Origin of the sequence: Gemmobacter nectariphilus DSM 15620 (assembly GCF_000429765.1) — a bacterium.
Classification (GTDB): Bacteria; Pseudomonadota; Alphaproteobacteria; order Rhodobacterales; family Rhodobacteraceae; genus Wagnerdoeblera; species Wagnerdoeblera nectariphila.
Genome location: NZ_AUCM01000026.1, coordinates 1 through 17,654, shown reverse-complemented (window position 1 = coordinate 17,654; position 17,654 = coordinate 1). Strand labels below are relative to the sequence as shown.

Sequence of the window (17,654 nt, the reverse complement as noted above, 5' to 3'; positions counted from 1 at the left end):
TTCCGCCGGATTTTTCGGCCGCACCGCTATGCTTGCGCGAGAGGCTTGTTATCCGACAAGTAGCCCCTGCCTACGATTGTGTCGAGATGCTGTCCCTCCCAATCCGCCGGAAACCCCTCCAGCAACCGTCCCAAGGTCACCTCCGGCCCGTGCTTCCCTTCCAGGATGCCCTCGATGATGTCAGGCGCGAGCAGCGAGAGCCGCAGGACGCGGGTCATATAGGAGGGCGCGATGCCCTCCCGTTCGGCCAGTTCGGCGATGGTAGCGAACTCACCCGACTCCAGCATCCGTTTCCAGCGGAACGCGCGAGCCAGTGCCTTGACCAGCGCGTTGTCGGTCCGCCGCGAGTGCGCCGCGCCTTCTGGCAACTGCATCTCTTTCCGCCCGCCCCGCTTCACGACGCGGAACGGGACATGGATGGTCATGGTGTCGGGGATGGGCGTGGCGCGGGTCATACTTCAGCTCCGGCATCGGCGGTGATTTCACGCGCCAGCGCCGCCAGTCCGTCCATGCGCAGGCGGAGGTTGAGAACGCTGCTGCCGATCTCGACACGTTCGACCAACAGCATCACGATGCGTGCCTGCTCGCCGGGGAAAAGTTCATCCCACAACGGATCGAGTTTCTGGAGGGCCGTGCGAGCGTCGGCCTCGGTGATTCCGTCGCCTTGCGTCCGCGCTGCCTTCCACGTGCCCGCGACAATCTCGGGCTGGCGGAAGACAGCACGCAGTTGGTCGATGACGGCGGCCTCGATCTCGCCCGCAGGCACGCGGCCGATGGTACACGCCCCCGCGCCGTGCTTCAGCACCGTCTGGCTGACGTAGTAGCGGTAGAGTCTGCCGCCCTTGCGCGTGTGTGTCGGCGAGAACGCGGCGCCATCGGGCCCGAACAGCAGCCCCTTCAGCAGCGCGGGCGTGTCGGCGCGGGTCCGGGCGGCGCGTTTGCGGGGGCTCTCCTGTAGGATGGAGTGAACCTTGTCCCATGTCTCGCGGTCTATGATCGCGTCGTGTTCGCCGGGATAGCTGTCGCCCTTGTGGACTGCCTCGCCAAGGTAGGCGCGGTTTGACAGCATCCGGTACAGATACTTCTTGTCGATCCGGTTCCCGCGAGGCGTGCGGATGCCGCGCTTGCCGACCTCTCGCGCCAGTTCCGTGGCCGAGCCGATCTCGAGGAAGCGGGCGAAAATCCAGCGCACATGGCCGGCGGCGGGTTCGTCAACCAGCAGCTTCCGGTTTTCCACGCGATAGCCGAAGGGCGGCACCCCACCCATCCACATCCCCTTCTTCCGGCTCGCGGCGACCTTGTCGCGGATGCGTTCTGCGGTGACCTCGCGCTCGAACTGGGCGAAGGACAGCAGGATGTTCAGCGTCAACCGCCCCATGGATGTGGTGGTGTTGAACGACTGCGTCACCGAGACGAAGGTCACGCCATTGCGGTCAAACACCTCGACCAGCTTGGCGAAGTCGGCGAGCGAGCGGCTGAGGCGGTCGATCTTGTAGACGACGACCACGTCGACCAGCCCGTCCTCGATGTCGCCGATGAGCCGCTGCAGGCCGGGCCGTTCCAGCGTCCCGCCCGAGATGCCGCCGTCGTCATACTGATCGCGGACCAGCACCCAGCCCTCGGAGCGCTGGCTGGCGATATAGGCTTCGCAGGCTTCCCGCTGGGCGTGCAGGCTGTTGAACTCCTGCTCCAGCCCTTCCTCAGAGGATTTCCTTGTATAGACGGCGCAACGGAGCTTGAGGACGGGTTTCGATTTCTCCGGCGGCTTCGTCATGTCCGCCCCCTGTGGTTCTTCAGGCCGAAGAAGACCCAGCCGTTCCAGCGGGTGCCGGTGATGGCGCGGGCGATGGCGGACAGCGACCGGTACGGCCGCCCCTGCCACTCAAAGCCATCGGCGGTGACAGTGACGACCTGTTCGACGCCCTGCCATTCGCGCAACAGCCGCGTGCCGGTGATCGGGCGGTCACGGTCGAGGCGGATGGCGCGCTTCTTGCGGTCACCGCCATCCAGGTCCTCGCCGAGCCGCTCCAGCCGCTGGATGGTCTCGGGTTTCAGCCCGCCGTAGGCCAGTTCCTGAATGCGGTAGGCCAGCCGGCTTTCCAGGTAGCGCCGGTTGAACGGCGGCGGCTCGCTGTCGAACAGATCGCGCCACTGCTGCTTCAGCTCTGGCGTCGTCGCGGTCTTGAGCGCGGCCAGGCGCGCGGGGATGGGATCATGCGTGGTCATGCGGTCTCCGTTGGGTTCCGGGTTGCATGACGGCATCGGACAGCCGGATAGTGTAGGTGAATTTCTCTTGTTTCGTCAGAAGGTTCGCCCCGACCGCGCTGCAGCACCCTGACCAGCCCGAGCGCCAGCAGGCCGCACAGCTCAGCGCGGCGCTCGGCGGGCGTCATCACCGTAGGAGCGAGTGGGTTGGGGCGACGAGTGGGACCGGGATCGAACATCATGATCCATCGGTGCATGATTGCGCAGATGACCGCGACCTCGGAACGGGTCAGCCCGTGCCCGCCCCGAAAGGGTGAACCCTTTCGGTGTTGCAACACCTTGGTGGGTTGAGGGGTCAGGGCGTTCCCATTATGTTCGAACTGTCCCCAATCGATTCACGAGGCCCCCATGTCGCTGCAATCGCTCGACCGTACCCAATGGAGTTTTGCAGAGGCGCTGGCCCATGTGCAGAACGTGACGATCGCGCGGCGCGCGGTGGAAGCGGCAAGTTTGCCGCCCAGACCGGTGCCGGAATACCAGACCTGGAACCGGCCGCAGGACCCGACGATCGCGTGGAAGGCGGAGGCGGAGACCGAGTTGCTCGTCGCGTTGCGAGACGGGGATCTTCTGGCGCAGGGGCGATACACGGAGGAGCGGACCCATGGCTGGGGCAACGGCGGCAGCAGCAGCGGTTTCGGCCTGCATTCGGGCTACCACACCAGCATCCGCCCGGAGCAGTGGCGCGAGGGCAAGTATTCGTTCGGGCGGCTGACCGCGCGGGATTGGGAATTCATCGACATCCGCGTGGCGCGTTTCCTCGTGAAGGCGATCTGGCCAGATTACATCCCGGAGCCGGCGCGACCCGCGCAAGGCGCGGCAGATGCAATATACACCACGCCCTATCTCGATCTGATGCAGGCCGCGATTGCACATTTCGGGATTTCGCAGGGGAACCAGGGCAAGAAGGAATGCCTGATGGACTGGTTTCTCGAGCAGCAGATCGAGGGCGAACCGGTTTCCAACAAGCTTGCCGACGCCATGGCAACGCTGATCCGGCTGCCGTCGGCACAGCGCGGTGGGGCGAAGCGGGTGCTGGGCCCCGATCTGCGGCACACCGGATAGGTGCGGCCAGGGAGGCTTCAAACGCGTTGGCGAGGACAACGCGATTTTGACGGTGGCTGCTTCGGGCTCGTCCTGTTGTACAGGCCCTCGATGCGCACGCTGCAAATGCGCCCCCCCCCGACTTTGGCCGTCCCGATGAAGGGCTGAACCGTTCAACCCGTTTGTGCGAAACCGGGTTCACCCCACGACGGCAAGCTGGCTCGGAGCGGCCTCGGAAGCGGCTCACTGGCTCCCTTGGGGTCAACCCATGATCTGACGTGATTACAACGCCTTGCTGGAAGGGTTCCACCCATTCCGGTGGGGCAGCGCGCGGCCGGGCGGACCGGCTCCGACGTCGCGAGGGGCGGCTGGAAGGCGGCAGAACCGGGGGCAACGACGCCCTCAACCCGGTTCCCGACGCCCGTGTCCGCCTGCCTCCGCCACCCCCTGCGCATCGCTGCCGCGGCCCCTGTGCCGACTGGCCTGCGCAGGCGCGCCCCGCTGGGGCCGCGATGAGCGGGCGGGACTGGCAGGCCTTCGATGCCGAGCTGCGTGCGCGGCTGCCGGAGCTCGCCGTGGAGATCCTCGGCAAGCCGAACTTCCGGGCCGGCCAGGAATGGCGCTGGGGCCGCAAGGGCAGCCTCTCGGTGGTGATCGCCGGTGCCAAGGCCGGCATGTGGTTCGACCATGAGACCGGCGACGGCGGCGGCTTTGTCGATCTGGTTGCACGCGAGAAGGGCTTCAGCCGTAAGGATGCCCTCGACTGGACGGCCGACCGCTTGCGCCTGGGGCAATGGCATCGGCCGATCCGGCAGCGCCCGGCGCCACCGATCCTGGCGGCAGACGCGCCGGTTTCGCCCCAGCCCCATGCGGCCGAGACGTCCCGGACTCATCTCCGCGAAGCGGACCCGGCAGTCGCGCGTGCAGAGGAAGCTGCGGGACGCGCCGCGCGCATCTGGGAGCACACCCAGCCGGCGCCGGCCGATCACCCCTATCTGACGGTGAAGCAGGTCGCCGCGCTCGGCCTGCGCGTCGACGCCCGTGGCCACCTCATTGTGCTGCTGCAGGACATCGAAGGCCGGCTCCACAGTGTCGAGACCATCGCCCCGGACGGCGCCAAGCGTTTTCTCGCCGGGGGCGCCAAGCGCGGCCATTTCTGCATCCTCGGCGCCGGTCCCGCCCCGGTCACGGATCCGGACGGGCCGATCCTGATCTGCGAAGGCTGGGCCACGGGTGCGAGCCTGCACCTTGCCACAGGCCACACCGTCATCGCCGCGATGGACGCAGGCAACCTGCTTCCGGTGGCGGAGGCGCTGCGCGGGCGGTTCCCGGAGGCCGACCTCGTCCTCGTCGCTGACAACGACGTGAAGCCCGACCGCGACAGGAACCCCGGCGTCTCGGCCGCGCGCAAGGCGGCGCTGGCCGTCGATGGCCGCCTCGCGGTGCCCGATGCCCCCGGCGATGCCAATGACCTGTGCCGCACCGAGGGGCCTGAGGCCGTTGCCTTGCTGGTCGCGGCCGCAGCGAAGATCCCGCCGCTGCCACCGACATGGCCGGCGCCAGTCCTGACGCCGGACGAAGCGCGCGCCAGCCTAGCCAACGCCATCAGCACCTTCATGGGTGCGATCCCCGCGTACTGGGCCGCCGTGGAAGCCGCCCGCGAAGCCGCGCAGGACGCGGGCGAGAACCGCGATCCGCTGGATTTCAACCTGGTGGCGCGCGCGGCCCTGCCGCCGCTTTTCGGCCTGCCGGTCGATGTCGGCCTCGGCAAGACCTCCACCGCCCGTGCCGCGATCGCGGACCTCGTCATCTCGGGCGGGCTCGGGAACCGCAAGGTCGTTTATGCGGTGCCGCGCCACGATCTCGGTTCCGAACAGGTCGCGGCCCTCAAGGCGCTCGGCCTGCGCGCCATGCTCTGGAAGGGCCGCACCGCCCCCGATCCCTCCCAGGACAATCCCGAGCAGCAGATGTGCCTCGACCCCGAGGCCACCTTCGATGCGCTCGAGGTCGAACATCCGGTCGAACAGAGCTGCTGCAAGGTCAAGCGCGGGGGCGAGCTGCATCTCTGCGCGCATTACCGCGCCTGCGGCTACCAGCGGCAGAAACTGGAGGCGCAGGCAGCGCAGGTGATCGTCTGCGCCCATGACAGCCTCTTCCACATGAAGCCGGAAGCCATCGGAACGGTCGGCCTGCTCGTCATCGACGAGGCCTTCTGGCAATCGGGCCTGCGCGGCCTCGACGGCAAGGCGACGCTGACGCAGGACGGGCTGGAGCCGGGGCGGACCTCGCTGGTCTGTTACGGCGCAAAGGGCAGGATCGACATCGGCGCCACCGCCGATCTGGTCGCCGCCCGCGGCCGGCTCTGGAAGGCGCTGCAGGTCTGCGAAGCCGGTCCCCTGCGCCACGGGCTCTTGCAGGCCGTCGGCCTGACGGCCGAGGACTGTCGCAATGCCGCGACGCTGGAGCGCCGCCGGATGCGCGATGCGGGGCTTCTGCCCGGCATGTCCTGCGTCGAACGGCGAAAACGGATCGAAGCGGTCCTGCCGCCCGCGAGCGAGCCCTGGGCGCCGCCGGGACGTTGCGCCACGCTCTGGCTGATCCTCGCCGAGGCGCTGGAGCACGACCATGATGCGGCCGGTGCCGAGCTGGTTCACGAGCGGACCGATAATGGCTCGGTCCGGGCGCTGAAGCTGCGCTGGCGCAGTCGCCTGCGCGCCGGCTGGGCGGGTGAGGCGCCAATCCTGCATCTCGACGCGACGCTGCGGCCGGAACTCGTCCAGACCTACCTGCCGTTGATCGACATCGGCGCACATGTCGCCGCGCGCCAGCCGCATGTGCGCATCCGCCAGGTGACCGGCAGCCCGACTTCGGCCCGCGCCCTGACGCCGGCAGCGGACGCCCCGGACCGGGATCGGAAGGCCGCCGCAACCCGCTTGCGCGATCTCCGCGCCTGGATCGCGCTGCGCGCACGACAGTGCCATCGCCCCGCCGCGCGCGCCGATCTGCTGGTGGTCGGCCAGAAGGCCACGGTCGACGCGCTTCGGGCCACGGGCCTGCCGCCGCGGGTCGAGGCAGTGCATTTCAACGCGCTGAGCGGGCTCGACCGCTGGGGCGATGTCGGCGGCATGATCGTCATGGGCCGCACCCTGCCCGCGCCGCGCACGGTGGAACTGATCGCCATGGCGCTCACCGGCCGCGTGCCCGCACCGAACCCCGAGGACGCGGGCTGGTGGTATCCGATGGCAGAGCGCCGCATCCGGCTGGCAGGCGACCGGACGGCGCCGCTCGCCACGGAGGCCCATGCCGACCCGATTGCCGAGGCGGTGCGCTGGAGCATCTGCGAGGGCGAGCTCATCCAGGCGATGGGGCGCGGGCGCGGCGTCAACCGCACCGCCGACACGGCGCTGGAGATCGACCTGCTGACCGACGTGGCCCTGCCGGTCACGGTGGACGCGCTGGTGCCGTGGTCCGAACTCAAACCCTCCCGGCGTGATCTGATGGCGCTGTCCGGCATCGTGCTGGAGAACGCCGCCGACATGGCCGCCTGCTTCCCCGACCTCTGGCCGAGCCACGAGGCAGCCAAGAAGGACGGCCAGAGGAACGGGACAAATGACTATTATAGAGACCTCTATAATAGCAGAATGTCCCCTTCCTCTGTGGAGGTGACCTGGCGCCCGGCCGGGCCCGGCCATCGCGCCCGGACCGCCCGCGTCGATCTCGCCCGTATCCTCGATCCGGAAGCCTGGCTCACCAACCGTCTCGGGCCGCTCGCCAGTTTCGAGATCCGGCACATCGGCAGCGCGGCGAATCCTGTCACCGATCCCGGCGACCCGGACCGTCTCGACGCTCTCGCATCCCGCCTGACCGCCAGCATGCAGGCCGTCGTCGCCACGCGGCGCGCCGCCCTCGACGCGCTCGCGGCCCGGCTGGCGGCCGCGAACCCCGCCGCCCTGCTGCGATCCGATCATCCCGAACCACAAGAGGAGACCGAGGCATGAGTTACGACAGGATGCGCCTCTACGACGCCGGCCGCTTCCAAGATACCGAGCTGCCCGACTGGTATCACGAGGCCGAGCGGCTGAGCGAGACCGAGCGCATCGATTTCCACCGGGCCTTCGAGCGCGTCCTCGATTGCGAGCACACGCTGCTGACCGAGGAGGGCCTACTTGGCGGCGCGATCGAGATCCGGTTCTGGCCAAGCGAGATTCATGGCATCTTCGTCCTGATCGAGACACCGCTGGCCTTCATCGAGCAGATCGTCGTCCCGAACCCCGCCGACTGGCTGCCGTTCCTCTCCCGCCATCTCGCGCCCCTCATCGCGGTCTCCAACCAGAGCGCCATGATCGCGCTGCATGGCAAGATCGGGAACGCCTTCATCGCCTGGGCGCGCCACGGCGAAGGCAGCCATGTCGATCGCGAGACCGGTCTCAGCCGGATCGATCTCGACAACGACCGGGATCGCCGTCGGGCCCAGCAGGCCCGCGCGGCCATGGCGCGGGCCAGTCGGGAGGGGAGCGCATGAAGACGATGCGCTGGCATCCTCCGGGCTATGGGGGCGAGCGGCGGGACCCCGACCGCGTGAAGCGGGAGGGCTGGCGCGACCAGGGTGTGCTGGCCGTCTCGATCGACGATGAGCGCCTGAGCTGGCCCGAGAAGGAACTGGTGCGGCAGCTGGGCGACCGGCTTTACGGCAGATGTGAGGAACGGGCGGATGGCTGACTGGACCCCCATCATGGTCGAGGATCGGCTTGAAAGCGCCGCCGACGTCTTCCGGTCGCTGCCCAATGTGAAACCGCAGGGCTATTTCAACGCATGGCCCGAGTATTTCCACAGCTTCGGCGACATGGTCGGTCAGGAGCCGACAATGAGGCGGCCGAGGCCCGGCCCGCGTCAAATCACCGAAGCCGAGGACGCTCTGCTCTGGTTGCGCTGGATCGTGCCCGCTGATGCGCGGCTCCTCTGGCTCCGGGCCAACCGCAAACCGTGGAAGCCGATCTGCTGGGAGTTGGGCATCAGCCGCGCCACGGCGAACCGGCGTTGGCAGTATGGCATCGCCGTCATCACCTGGCGGCTCAACGGAAAGCGGGTGCCGGGGAAACGGTCGATGGAGTTCGTGGTGGCGAAGGCCGGATGACGGGTGCCTCAGGCCCCGAACGGGTTCAGCACCTCGACCCCGATCCCGGCGACATCCGCCTCGTTCCGGGTCACCAGCGTGAGACCGTTGGCCTTCGCCGTTGCCGCCAGCAATGCGTCGATCACCGGCACGGGCCGGATCGCATTCATCCGCCCCCATTCCTCGGCGACCGCAGCATCGACGGGCAGCACCCTGTCGGCAAAGCCCGCTACCACCTCGCCGAGCCATGCCTCCAGCGCCGCTGCCTTCTGCGGATCGCGCCGGCGCGCCAGTTCCACGCCCTTGCGGATTTCGCCCAGCACCAGCGCGCTGAGCCAGAGATCGTCCTCGGCCACCTCGGCCCACCAGGTGGCGACGCCCGGATCGCAGCGGTTGCCCTTGCGGATTTCGGAGATGACATTGGTGTCGATCAGGAAGCTCACAGGGAAAGCTCGCGCCCGAAATCGCGTGGACGGTCGATCTCGATGCCCTCGAGCGGAGCCGCCGCCAGCAGCGCCTTCAACCCGCCCGAGCGCGCAGACGCGATCTTCTCACGCAGCAGCGCGCGGGTCTCGGCCTCCCGCGTCGGATCGCCAAGCGCGGTTGCGACGTCGCGCACCAGCCTGGCATCCTCCTTGCGGACCTGAACCTCGACGCGCACGAAACCCTGCCGCTGGCGGCGCTTGCGCCATTGGGTGACGGGGGATGGATCGGTGTTGCCCATTATGCCCTCCATTTCCGGAAATTATACCGGAAATGTGGTGAAGCGGCAACGGCGTTCAAGATCGGGCTGTCAACCCCCGCCGCACCGATGAGACAATTTCCGGTGAGACACCGGAAGGCGAGACGGATTCCATCCGGGAGGCTATGAAATCCATATGCTCGGGAGAGGAGCGCGCAGGCACTGGCCGCGTCGCTGGCTTCCGGGGTCCAGCAAGGAATCCAGCCGGAATCCGATCCGGGGTCCAGCGGGCGCGAGACGCGGCGAGAGTTCGCATCTGGCAAGCGGTCGGCGGATGGTCGGCGCGAAATCGGCCAACCCTTTGATATCTTGGTTCCTTCCTGGCCGAAATCCTATGCTGGCGGGCGAAGCGCGGCACATCGCTAGCGACAGGGCCGGATTTTTGGGAAGCCACCCGGAAGCCAGCACCGCCTGATCCCGCCTGAAACACTGCAAATTCAAACCCTTGAAGCTGGACACCCCCGGTGGCCACTGGACCCTGCGTGGAGTCCAGTCTGGACCCCGGAGTCCGGAAGCCAGGGGTATCCCCCTTGATCCGAGGAATGACCCGCTGATGACGCTGAGCTTCGCCCCCGAGCGGATCGAGATGTGGCCGCTGGCCAAGCTCCAGCCCTACGCCCGCAATGCCAAGGCGCATGGGGCGGACCAGGTCGCGAAGATCGCCGCCAGCATGGCTGAGTTCGGCTGGACCGTGCCCTGCCTCGTCGGAGAGGACGGCGAGTTGATCGCGGGCCATGGCCGGGTCCTGGCCGCCACGAAGTTGGGTCTGACCAAAGCGCCGGTGATCGTGCTGGGCCATCTGACCGAGGCGCAGCGCCGGGCCTACCGGATCGCGGACAACAAGCTGACCGAGCTCGGCACTTGGGACGAGGCGCTGCTGTCGGCGGAACTGAACGACCTGCTGGCCGAGGATTTCGACCTGTCGTTGGTCGGGTTTTCCGATGGCGAACTGGACAAGCTGCTGGCCTACGTCGCGGAAGACGACGGTGAAGAAGGTGGCGCCGGGGGCTCCGTGCCGCCGGTGACCATCCCCGAACCGCCACGCAACCCGGCGTCGCGCACCGGCGATCTTTGGATCCTCGGCGACCACCGTCTGCTGTGCGGCGACAGCACCAGCGCGGCCGACGTGCGCCGCCTGATGAATGGCGATCGGGCGATCCTGTTCGCCACCGATCCGCCCTATCTGGTGGACTACGACGGCTCGAACCATCCGACCCGCAACAAGGATTGGTCCGCGTCCTACGGCACAACCTGGGACGACTCCTCTCAGGGCGCGGAGCTCTACGACGGCTTCATCGCTGCGGCGGTCGCCGAGGCCATCGCCGAAGACGCCGCCTGGTACTGCTGGCACGCCTCGCGCCGCCAGGCGATGCTCGAGGCTTGCTGGGAAAAGGCCGGCGCCTTCGTGCACCAGCAGATCATCTGGGTGAAGGACCGCGGCGTCCTCACCCGGTCCCACTACCTCTGGAAACACGAGCCCTGTTTCATGGGTTGGCGCCGTCCGAACCGCCCGCCGAAGGTGGCCGAGGAAACGCTGCCGTCGACATGGGCGCTGCCCAGCTTCGCCAAAGACGACCGGCCCGACCATCCCACGCCGAAACCGCTCGACGCTTTCGGGATCCCCATGCGCCAGCACGTCGCCCGCGGCGGGATCTGCTACGAGCCGTTCTCGGGCTCCGGTTCGCAGATCATGGCGGGCGAGGCCAACGGCCGCCGTGTGTACGCGATGGAAATCAGCCCGGCCTATGTCGATGTCGCCGTCGAGCGCTGGCAGGCCGATACGGGGCGTGAGGCGATCCTCGACAGCGACGGCCGGACCTTCGCGCAGGTGAGAATCGAGCGGCTGGGCGACGACACCGATACTCCGGACACGGACGCCGAACCCGAACCCGCGCGAAAGCGCCAGACCGCCGCGTGACATGCATGACCTGGCTTTACCTTCCTCCGGAGACGCTTCCGGGGCCGGAGACGCATGCCTCTTCGGCCTCTCTCTCTGCTCCGGCGCTGGCGGACTCGACCTCGGGCTCGCCATTGCCATCCCCGGATATCGTGCTGTGGGCCATGTCGAACGGGAAACCTACGCCGCAGCCACTCTCGTGGCGCGGATGGAAGACGCGCCCCTGGATCCGGCTGTTGTCTGGGACGATGTTGCAACCTTCGACGGCCGCCCGTGGCGCGGCGCGGTGGACATCGTCACTGCGGGCTATCCGTGCCAGCCATTCTCCGTCGCCGGAAAGCGCCGGGGCGTCGAGGACCCACGCCACCTCTGGCCGCATGTCGCCCGCATCATCGGCGAGGTCGAGCCGCACTTCGTCTTCCTCGAGAATGTCGCCCATCATCTCCGCCTCGGCTTCCCCGAAGTCGCCAGCGGACTGGTCGGCATGGGCTACAAGCTTGCGGCAGGCCTCTTCACGGCGGCGGAAGTCGGCGCGCCCCACAAACGCGAGCGGCTGTTCATCCTTGCCGTCCGCGAGGGGGACGAGCTGGCCGACCCCACGCGCCTGCTCTGGAACCCGGTCGAGCGGCGGGAACCGGACGGAACTGCTGCGCTTGTGGCCCACGCCAAGGGCCAGTGCCAACGAGAACCGGCAGACGAAGCCGACGCCCTCGCAGGAGGCGGGCCAGCACGGGATGAACCTCGCGACGACCGCCGCGCTATGGCCGACACCGCAGATCGACAGTTTCCGCAGCCGGGGTGGCGAACGGAAGGACGAGAAAGGTCTGGACCGAATGGCGCGGGACTGGCCTACGCCGATGGCGAACGACGGCTGCAAGCCGAGTGCGGGCAATCGCCGGACAGCGGACCTGACCCATGCGGCTGGGATGTGGATGACGCCGACAGCGCGGGATCACAAGGATGGAGCGACAACACTTGCGAACACGCCGGTGAACGGCCTGCTTGGCCGCCAGGTCCTGGTGACGCCGATGGCTGGGACAGATATCTCCGATGCGCGCCGAACCTTGAACCCGCTGTTCGTCGAGGCGCTGATGGGCTGGCCCACCGGGTGGACCGGCTTCGCCTCTGTGGCAACGGCGTGGTCCCACTGGTTGCAGCGCATGCGCTCAGAACTTTGGCAGCTGAATTGCTGGCAAATGGATGAGGTGACGGGATGAAGCAGTCGCGCGCCATGTCGCTGGTTGAAGCCGTCGCCAACGTGGTCGTCGGCTACGGCGTTGCCGTGGTCACCCAGATCCTGATCTTCCCAGTTTTCGGCCTGCACACGACGCTGGCGCAGAATCTGAAGATGGGCGCGGTTTTCACGGTGGTGAGCATCGCGCGTTCCTACGTCCTGCGACGGGTGTTCGAGCGGCTACGGCGTGTGTGAAGCGGCAGGGCGTTTCTGTGATGGACCCGAGACTCAGTTCACAAGCTCAAAAGCTACTGTAAGGCATTCGGCAGCATGATATGCATCTCTTGAGCAGCGAGTGGGGATTCAGAGCATGGTTTTCTTTCTAGACAAGGCAGGGCGAGACATCCGAATTGAAGTGAATGGAGACTGTGCTTACGCCTATCACGACGGGAAGAAAGTTGGTGATCTGATAACAACCGGACGGCGTGAAATTGACGAACGCTCGCCAGATATTCCGGCCGAGATTACCGGTTGGGAGGTCAATGAGGCTTATCGTGGAGCCGGCATTGCAACAGAAATGGTCAGCCAACTCGTAGACGAGATCGGCACTTTGCTTCCCGGAAAAAGAGACAGAGGCATTGGTGGTGAGAACGCCTTAACCGATGATGGCCTCTATATCACTTTGAAGTGTCAAAAGCTTGAATTGATCTATCCGTTCCCTGATGACGTCGATCCGTCGTCTTAGCGGATATGAGCGAATGGTCTAGACATAAGTATAAAGCCAGCTGCGTGGTCCGCTACCCTTGAGGATGGCGGCCCTGATGCTTGGGTCCACCTGCCGGCTCAAACAGTTGGAAGTTTGTACACGCGCCCGCGCCCCTCGAGCTTTTCCGAGGTCACCTCGAGCCCGAGCTTCTTCTTCAGCGCCCCGGCCATCGCACCCCGGATCGTGTGCGACTGCCAGCCAGTCGCCGCCATGATCTCCTCAATGGTAGCGCCGTCCGGCGCGCGCAGCATGGCGATCAGCTTGGCCTGCTTGGTCCCCTCGCGCGGCGTGCGCGCCTTGGGCGCGGCGTCTGGTTCGCTGGGGGTCTCGGGCGCGGGCCCTTCTGTCGGTGCGTCCGTCGCGCCCACGGGCGCGGTGTTCGCGTCCTCGGGCTCGATCCCGATGGCGGCGAGACCCGCTTCGGTGGCGACCAGCGTGGTGCCGTGGCCATCGCCGGTTTCGCGCCACACGGGTTCGCCCTTGCGCAGGTCGGCATCGACCTCCTGCAGGAGCCCCTTGGCAATCATCGCGCCGACCACCTTGACAGCGGCCCCACCGCGCAGGCTCTCGGGCAGCGGCAGGGCGATGCGCTCGGGCCGCTGGGCGGCGGCGCTCAGGATCATGGCTTGGGTGTCGGAAAGCTGGGTCATCGTCGTCTCCGTGTCGGGCGTGCGGGATGCAGGCCCTTCTACGAGGTCGAGCCCGCCAGTCGGCGGGCGGGACCGGGAGTGGGTCGCCTCACTCGGCGTGTTCGCCTTCCTTGAAGGCGCTGTCGGTGATCTCGCGCAGCTTGGCGCGGTAGTGGTTCAGGGTGCCAACGTGACCCCAGTGGATCTCGTCCGGGCTGGTCTCGAAATGGTCGGCGCTGAGGGCTGCGAGGCGTGCCAGCATCGCGTCGATCTCGAACTTGGCGGCGAGGAAGGCGTCGAGGGCTTTCGTGTTGTCCTGTGCGCGGCGGGTCATCATGGTGGCTCCGTGGTGAGATGCATCGTTCTTGTGGAGACACGTTCGCTCTGTCCGGGACGCCTTTCAACACGATAAGCATATGTTTTTGAATGATAATCGGAGCTTTCAATGCAGGGCATGAGCGAGCGCCAGTACGCCGCGCATGTCGGGCTGTCGCGAGGCGCGATCCAGAAGGCAAAGACGGCCGAACGACTGGTGCTGTTCACCGATGGCAGCATTGATGCCGGGGCCAGCGATGTGCGCCGGGCGGAAACGACCGACCCGTCGAAGACCCGCAAGCCGCCCGAGCCGAAGCTGAAGCCGGTCCCCGAAGCTGCCGTGGCTGCTGTCGGCGACACGCTGCGCGAACAGGGTCTGGCGGTGCCAGCCGTTGGCGGCGGCACGACCTATCTGCAGGCCAAGACTGCCAACGAAGTGCTGAAGGCACAGGAACGGCGGATCCGGCTGCAGAAGCTGAAGGGGGAATTGATCGAGCGGGCGCGGGCGCTGTCGCTGGTGTTCCGGCTGGCGCGGGAGGTGCGAGACGCATGGGTGAACTGGCCCGCACGCTCGTCGGCGCTGATGGCGGCGGAACTGGGCGTGGAACCGGCCGCGATGCAGAAGGCCTTGGAAAAACATGTACGCGCCCACCTCGACGAGCTTGCCGAGGTTCGGCCCGATTTCCGGTGACGACGACGGTTTGACCGACTTCGACGGCGCGGCGGAAATCCTGCGCACCTGGGGCGCGGGGCTTACGCCGGACCCCGACCTGACCGTGTCGCAATGGGCAGACAAGCACCGGATGCTGTCGGGCCGCGCATCGGCGGAACCGGGGCGCTATCGCACGGCGCGCACGCCTTACATGCGCGAGATCATGGATCGGCTGTCGCCCGGCGATGTGATGCAGCGCATCGTGTTCATGAAGGCGGCACAGGTCGGCGCGACCGAGGCAGGAAACAACTGGATCGGCTTTGCCATCCACCAGGCCCCGGGCCCAATGCTGGCGGTCCAGCCGACCGTGGAACTGGCCAAGCGCAACTCGCGCCAGCGGATCGACCCGCTGATCGACGAAAGCCCCGACCTGCGGGAGAGGGTCAAACCGGCCCGGTCCCGCGACGCGGGCAACACGATGCTGTCCAAGGAATTCGCGGGCGGCATCCTGATCATGACCGGGGCGAACTCGGCGGTTGGGCTGCGCTCGACACCGGCGCGCTACATCTTCCTCGACGAGGTCGATGCCTATCCGGCCTCAGCCGACGAGGAAGGCGATCCGGTCACGCTGGCGGAAGCGCGGTCGCTGACCTTCGCGCACCGGCGCAAGGTCTTCCTGGTCTCGACGCCCACCATTCGGGGGCTGAGCCGGATCGAACGGGAATACGAGGCCTCGGACCAGCGCCGGTTCTTCGTGCCGTGCCCGCATTGCAGCCACGCGCAGTGGCTGAAATTCGACCGGCTGCGCTGGCAGAAGGGGCGGCCGGAAACGGCGGAATATCACTGCGAGGGCTGTGATCAGCCCATCGGCGAACATCACAAGACGGCGATGCTGGAGGCTGGCGAATGGCGGGCGACGGCCGTTGCCGCCGATCCAACCACGGTCGGGTATCACCTCTCGGCACTCTACTCACCGATCGGCTGGTTGAGTTGGGAGCGGATCGTGCGGTCATGGGAAGCGGCCCAGGGGTCGGACGAGGCGATTAAGGCCTTCCGCAACACGATCCTTGGCGAAACTTGGGTCGAAACCGGGGAAGCCCCCGACTGGCAAAGGCTCTACGACCGGCGCGAGCGCTGGAAATCCGGCACGGTGCCAGCGGGCGGGTTGTTCCTGACCGCCGGGGCCGACGTGCAGAAGGACCGGATCGAGGTCGACGTCTGGGCCTGGGGTCGCGGGTTGGAAAGCTGGCTCGTTGATCATGTCGTGATCGAGGGCGGGCCGGACCGACACGATGCCTGGTCAGAGCTGACGACCTTGCTGGATCGCTCCTGGCCGCATGAACGTGGCGCGCATCTCAGGATCGCGCGGCTTGCCATCGACACAGGCTATGAGGCCCCGGCGGTCTATTCGTGGTCGCGGGCACAAGGGTTTGGGCAGGTATCGCCGGTGAAAGGTGTCGAGGGGTTCAACCGTTCGAGCCCGGTATCGGGGCCGACATTTGTCGATGCGACCGAGGGCGGCAAACGTCTGCGGCGCGGGGCGCGTCTCTGGACCGTGGCGGTGTCGACCTTCAAGGCCGAGACCTATCGCTTCCTGCGGCTGGAACGGCCGACCGAGGAAGACATGGCCGAGGGTGCCGCGTTCCCGCCAGGATCGGTGCATCTGCCGCATTGGGTCGAGAACGAGTGGCTGAAGCAGTTCGTGGCCGAGCAGCTGGTGACGGTGCGCACGAAACGCGGCTTCGCCCGGCTGGAATGGCAGAAGCTCCGTGAGCGCAACGAGGCGCTGGACTGCCGGGTCTACGCCCGCGCTGCCGCCTGGATTGCGGGAGCGGACCGCTGGACCGACGAAAAATGGCGGGACCTCGAGGATCAACTCGGGGCCGCGCCGACAGAAATGGATGGCGCGGGACGGGTCAACCGCCCGCAGGCCGCACCCCAGGGAAAACGGCAGTCGGACTGGCTTGGCCGACGCGGAGGATGGTTCTGACATGGCAGACTGGACGGAAACCGAGCTCTCGGCGCTGCGCCGGGCCTATGCCAGCGGCACGACCCGGGTCAGCTATGACGGCAAGTCTGTCGACTACGGCTCGGCCGAGGATCTGCTCGCCCGCATCCGGACCATCGAACGCGCCATCGCGGGGACGACCCGACCTCTGCCGGTCGCCGGGCTGGCGGGCTTCTCGCGCGGGGATCGCTGATGTCGGCCAACTGGTTCGATCACGCTATCGCGACGATCGCGCCTCGGGCTGCCGCCCGTCGCGTGCTGGCGCGACAGGCATTCGAGACCCTGGCGCGGGGCTATGACGGGGCCGCAAAGGGCCGCCGCACGGACGGCTGGCGGGCGAGCGCGTCTTCGGCCGACACCGAGATCGGCGTCGCCGGGGCGCTGTTGCGCGACCGGATGCGCGATCTCGTGCGCAACAACCCGCATGCGGCCAAGGCCGTTGCGGTGCTGGTGAACAACATCGTGGGCAGCGGCATCATGCCCCGTGCCGCCAGCGGCGACGACAAGCTGGACCGAAAGGTCGACGCCCTGTTCACCCGCTGGACAGCGGATTGCGACGCCGATGGCCAGCTGGATTTCTACGGCCTGCAGACATTGATCTGCCGCGAAATGGTTGAGGCGGGCGAGGTTCTGGTGCGCCGCCGTCTTCGGCGATCCTCGGACGGACTGCCGGTGCCGCTGCAAGTGCAGGTGCTGGAGGCTGACTTCCTCGACGCCACGAAATCCGGCGCCCTCGGCGCGGGGCGGCTGGTGCAGGGGATCGAGTTCGACCCGGTCGGCAAGCGGCGGGCCTACTGGCTGCACGCCGAGCATCCGGGCGACGCCTATGGCGCCTTGCAGAACGGCTTGCAGAGCCGCCCGGTCCCGGCGAGTGAGATCGCCCATGTCTATGAAAAACAGCGCACGCAGGCCCGCGGGGTTCCCTGGGGCGCGCCGGTGATCCGGTCCTTGCGCGATCTCGACGACTATGAAGTGGCCGAACTGGTCCGCAAGAAGACCGAGGCCTGCGTCACCGCGATCGTCTTCGGCGACGACGAATCCCAGCAGGGCAT

20 protein-coding genes and 1 pseudogene are annotated in these 17,654 nt (G+C 67.3%); 14 read left to right on the top strand and 7 right to left on the bottom strand.

The features are described from left to right. Positions 1-26: 26 nt before the first annotated feature. Genes G481_RS24315 through G481_RS0116830 form a run of 3 tightly spaced genes read right to left on the bottom strand, consistent with a single transcriptional unit; the run spans position 27 to position 2,226 of the window. The gene (locus G481_RS24315; protein WP_051294626.1) at positions 27-455 is read right to left on the bottom strand and encodes a hypothetical protein; all 429 of its coding nucleotides are present in this window, start codon (positions 453-455) and stop codon (positions 27-29) included. Next, positions 452-1,774, bottom strand: coding sequence for a recombinase family protein (locus G481_RS0116835; protein ID WP_028031054.1), 1,323 nt, complete (start codon positions 1,772-1,774; stop codon positions 452-454). Before G481_RS0116835 ends, G481_RS24315 begins: the two co-directional genes overlap by 4 nt. Continuing rightward, positions 1,771-2,226, bottom strand: a complete 456-nt coding sequence (locus tag G481_RS0116830) for a DUF2924 domain-containing protein (protein ID WP_028031053.1) — start codon at positions 2,224-2,226, stop codon at positions 1,771-1,773. Before G481_RS0116830 ends, G481_RS0116835 begins: the two co-directional genes overlap by 4 nt. Positions 2,227-2,613: 387 nt before the next feature. Between G481_RS0116830 and G481_RS0116825 the strand changes: the two genes are divergently transcribed. The 5 genes from G481_RS0116825 (at position 2,614) to G481_RS0116805 (ending at position 8,440) form a co-directional block, all read left to right on the top strand. Next, positions 2,614-3,327, top strand: coding sequence for a hypothetical protein (locus G481_RS0116825; RefSeq protein ID WP_028031052.1), 714 nt, complete (start codon positions 2,614-2,616; stop codon positions 3,325-3,327). Positions 3,328-3,818: 491 nt separating this feature from the next. Beyond that, complete coding sequence (locus tag G481_RS24305) at positions 3,819-7,304, top strand: toprim domain-containing protein (protein WP_028031051.1); 3,486 nt, start codon at positions 3,819-3,821, stop codon at positions 7,302-7,304. Next, the gene (locus G481_RS0116815; RefSeq protein WP_028031050.1) at positions 7,301-7,828 is read left to right on the top strand and encodes a hypothetical protein; all 528 of its coding nucleotides are present in this window, start codon (positions 7,301-7,303) and stop codon (positions 7,826-7,828) included. Before G481_RS24305 ends, G481_RS0116815 begins: the two co-directional genes overlap by 4 nt. Beyond that, entirely contained in the window at positions 7,825-8,025 is a 201-nt protein-coding gene (locus G481_RS0116810; protein ID WP_425402475.1) for a hypothetical protein, read from the top strand. The genes G481_RS0116815 and G481_RS0116810 overlap by 4 nt, the downstream gene beginning before the upstream one ends. Then, a complete protein-coding gene (locus G481_RS0116805) occupies positions 8,018-8,440 on the top strand; it encodes a DUF6362 family protein (protein ID WP_028031048.1) in 423 nt (140 codons plus the stop codon). The genes G481_RS0116810 and G481_RS0116805 overlap by 8 nt, the downstream gene beginning before the upstream one ends. A gap of 8 nt (positions 8,441-8,448) precedes the next feature. On the opposite strand, the gene G481_RS0116800 is transcribed toward G481_RS0116805, so the two are convergent. Continuing rightward, the gene (locus tag G481_RS0116800) at positions 8,449-8,862 is read right to left on the bottom strand and encodes a type II toxin-antitoxin system VapC family toxin (protein WP_028031047.1); all 414 of its coding nucleotides are present in this window, start codon (positions 8,860-8,862) and stop codon (positions 8,449-8,451) included. After that, the gene (locus tag G481_RS0116795; protein ID WP_028031046.1) at positions 8,859-9,143 is read right to left on the bottom strand and encodes a hypothetical protein; all 285 of its coding nucleotides are present in this window, start codon (positions 9,141-9,143) and stop codon (positions 8,859-8,861) included. Before G481_RS0116795 ends, G481_RS0116800 begins: the two co-directional genes overlap by 4 nt. Positions 9,144-9,714: 571 nt before the next feature. Between G481_RS0116795 and G481_RS0116790 the strand changes: the two genes are divergently transcribed. From G481_RS0116790 to G481_RS26040, 5 genes and pseudogenes are all read left to right on the top strand, one after another. Then, a complete protein-coding gene (locus G481_RS0116790) occupies positions 9,715-11,079 on the top strand; it encodes a site-specific DNA-methyltransferase (protein WP_028031045.1) in 1,365 nt (454 codons plus the stop codon). 1 nt (position 11,080) lies between these two features. Then, positions 11,081-11,587 (top strand): annotated as a pseudogene (locus tag G481_RS26765) (DNA cytosine methyltransferase); the annotation flags it as partial. Between the two features lie 205 nt (positions 11,588-11,792). Next, positions 11,793-12,275: a hypothetical protein gene (locus tag G481_RS26760; RefSeq protein WP_245594996.1), complete on the top strand. Its 483-nt coding sequence runs from the start codon at positions 11,793-11,795 to the stop codon at positions 12,273-12,275. Then, positions 12,272-12,487, top strand: coding sequence for a DUF7220 family protein (locus tag G481_RS0116780; RefSeq protein ID WP_028031043.1), 216 nt, complete (start codon positions 12,272-12,274; stop codon positions 12,485-12,487). The genes G481_RS26760 and G481_RS0116780 overlap by 4 nt, the downstream gene beginning before the upstream one ends. Before the next feature lie 115 nt (positions 12,488-12,602). Next, positions 12,603-12,977: a GNAT family N-acetyltransferase gene (locus tag G481_RS26040; RefSeq protein WP_154664657.1), complete on the top strand. Its 375-nt coding sequence runs from the start codon at positions 12,603-12,605 to the stop codon at positions 12,975-12,977. 98 nt (positions 12,978-13,075) lie between these two features. Here the strand turns inward: G481_RS26040 and G481_RS0116770 are convergent, their stop codons facing one another. Together G481_RS0116770 and G481_RS0116765 are read right to left on the bottom strand one after the other, a co-directional pair. Beyond that, complete coding sequence (locus tag G481_RS0116770) at positions 13,076-13,648, bottom strand: DUF3489 domain-containing protein (RefSeq protein ID WP_028031042.1); 573 nt, start codon at positions 13,646-13,648, stop codon at positions 13,076-13,078. An 88-nt stretch (positions 13,649-13,736) separates the two neighbouring features. After that, positions 13,737-13,964: a hypothetical protein gene (locus G481_RS0116765; protein WP_028031041.1), complete on the bottom strand. Its 228-nt coding sequence runs from the start codon at positions 13,962-13,964 to the stop codon at positions 13,737-13,739. A 108-nt stretch (positions 13,965-14,072) separates the two neighbouring features. Here G481_RS0116765 and G481_RS0116760 point away from each other — a divergent pair, with 108 nt between their 5' ends. From G481_RS0116760 to G481_RS0116745, 4 genes are all read left to right on the top strand, one after another. Next, positions 14,073-14,633, top strand: a complete 561-nt coding sequence (locus G481_RS0116760) for a hypothetical protein (protein ID WP_028031040.1) — start codon at positions 14,073-14,075, stop codon at positions 14,631-14,633. After that, positions 14,581-16,584, top strand: a complete 2,004-nt coding sequence (locus tag G481_RS0116755) for a phage terminase large subunit family protein (RefSeq protein WP_028031039.1) — start codon at positions 14,581-14,583, stop codon at positions 16,582-16,584. The genes G481_RS0116760 and G481_RS0116755 overlap by 53 nt, the downstream gene beginning before the upstream one ends. Before the next feature lies 1 nt (position 16,585). Beyond that, on the top strand, positions 16,586-16,795 hold the full coding sequence (locus G481_RS0116750; RefSeq protein WP_028031038.1) for a phage head-tail joining protein: 210 nt from the start codon (positions 16,586-16,588) through the stop codon (positions 16,793-16,795). Then, positions 16,795-17,654 (top strand): phage portal protein (locus G481_RS0116745; protein ID WP_035026536.1); only part of this gene is annotated, 860 nt, incomplete at its 3' end. The genes G481_RS0116750 and G481_RS0116745, both read left to right, overlap by 1 nt.

What these genes read in the sequence shown, in the direction of transcription:
- G481_RS24315 (WP_051294626.1), bottom strand. Translation starts at nt 455, where the DNA reads ATGACCCGCGCCACGCCCATCCCCGACACCATGACCATCCATGTCCCG.
- G481_RS0116835 (WP_028031054.1), bottom strand. Translation starts at nt 1,774, where the DNA reads ATGACGAAGCCGCCGGAGAAATCGAAACCCGTCCTCAAGCTCCGTTGC.
- G481_RS0116830 (WP_028031053.1), bottom strand. Translation starts at nt 2,226, where the DNA reads ATGACCACGCATGATCCCATCCCCGCGCGCCTGGCCGCGCTCAAGACC.
- G481_RS0116825 (WP_028031052.1), top strand. Translation starts at nt 2,614, where the DNA reads ATGTCGCTGCAATCGCTCGACCGTACCCAATGGAGTTTTGCAGAGGCG.
- G481_RS24305 (WP_028031051.1), top strand. Translation starts at nt 3,819, where the DNA reads ATGAGCGGGCGGGACTGGCAGGCCTTCGATGCCGAGCTGCGTGCGCGG.
- G481_RS0116815 (WP_028031050.1), top strand. Translation starts at nt 7,301, where the DNA reads ATGAGTTACGACAGGATGCGCCTCTACGACGCCGGCCGCTTCCAAGAT.
- G481_RS0116810 (WP_425402475.1), top strand. Translation starts at nt 7,825, where the DNA reads ATGAAGACGATGCGCTGGCATCCTCCGGGCTATGGGGGCGAGCGGCGG.
- G481_RS0116805 (WP_028031048.1), top strand. Translation starts at nt 8,018, where the DNA reads ATGGCTGACTGGACCCCCATCATGGTCGAGGATCGGCTTGAAAGCGCC.
- G481_RS0116795 (WP_028031046.1), bottom strand. Translation starts at nt 9,143, where the DNA reads ATGGGCAACACCGATCCATCCCCCGTCACCCAATGGCGCAAGCGCCGC.
- G481_RS0116790 (WP_028031045.1), top strand. Translation starts at nt 9,715, where the DNA reads ATGACGCTGAGCTTCGCCCCCGAGCGGATCGAGATGTGGCCGCTGGCC.
- G481_RS26760 (WP_245594996.1), top strand. Translation starts at nt 11,793, where the DNA reads ATGAACCTCGCGACGACCGCCGCGCTATGGCCGACACCGCAGATCGAC.
- G481_RS0116780 (WP_028031043.1), top strand. Translation starts at nt 12,272, where the DNA reads ATGAAGCAGTCGCGCGCCATGTCGCTGGTTGAAGCCGTCGCCAACGTG.
- G481_RS26040 (WP_154664657.1), top strand. Translation starts at nt 12,603, where the DNA reads ATGGTTTTCTTTCTAGACAAGGCAGGGCGAGACATCCGAATTGAAGTG.
- G481_RS0116770 (WP_028031042.1), bottom strand. Translation starts at nt 13,648, where the DNA reads ATGACCCAGCTTTCCGACACCCAAGCCATGATCCTGAGCGCCGCCGCC.
- G481_RS0116765 (WP_028031041.1), bottom strand. Translation starts at nt 13,964, where the DNA reads ATGATGACCCGCCGCGCACAGGACAACACGAAAGCCCTCGACGCCTTC.
- G481_RS0116760 (WP_028031040.1), top strand. Translation starts at nt 14,073, where the DNA reads ATGCAGGGCATGAGCGAGCGCCAGTACGCCGCGCATGTCGGGCTGTCG.
- G481_RS0116755 (WP_028031039.1), top strand. Translation starts at nt 14,581, where the DNA reads ATGTACGCGCCCACCTCGACGAGCTTGCCGAGGTTCGGCCCGATTTCC.
- G481_RS0116750 (WP_028031038.1), top strand. Translation starts at nt 16,586, where the DNA reads ATGGCAGACTGGACGGAAACCGAGCTCTCGGCGCTGCGCCGGGCCTAT.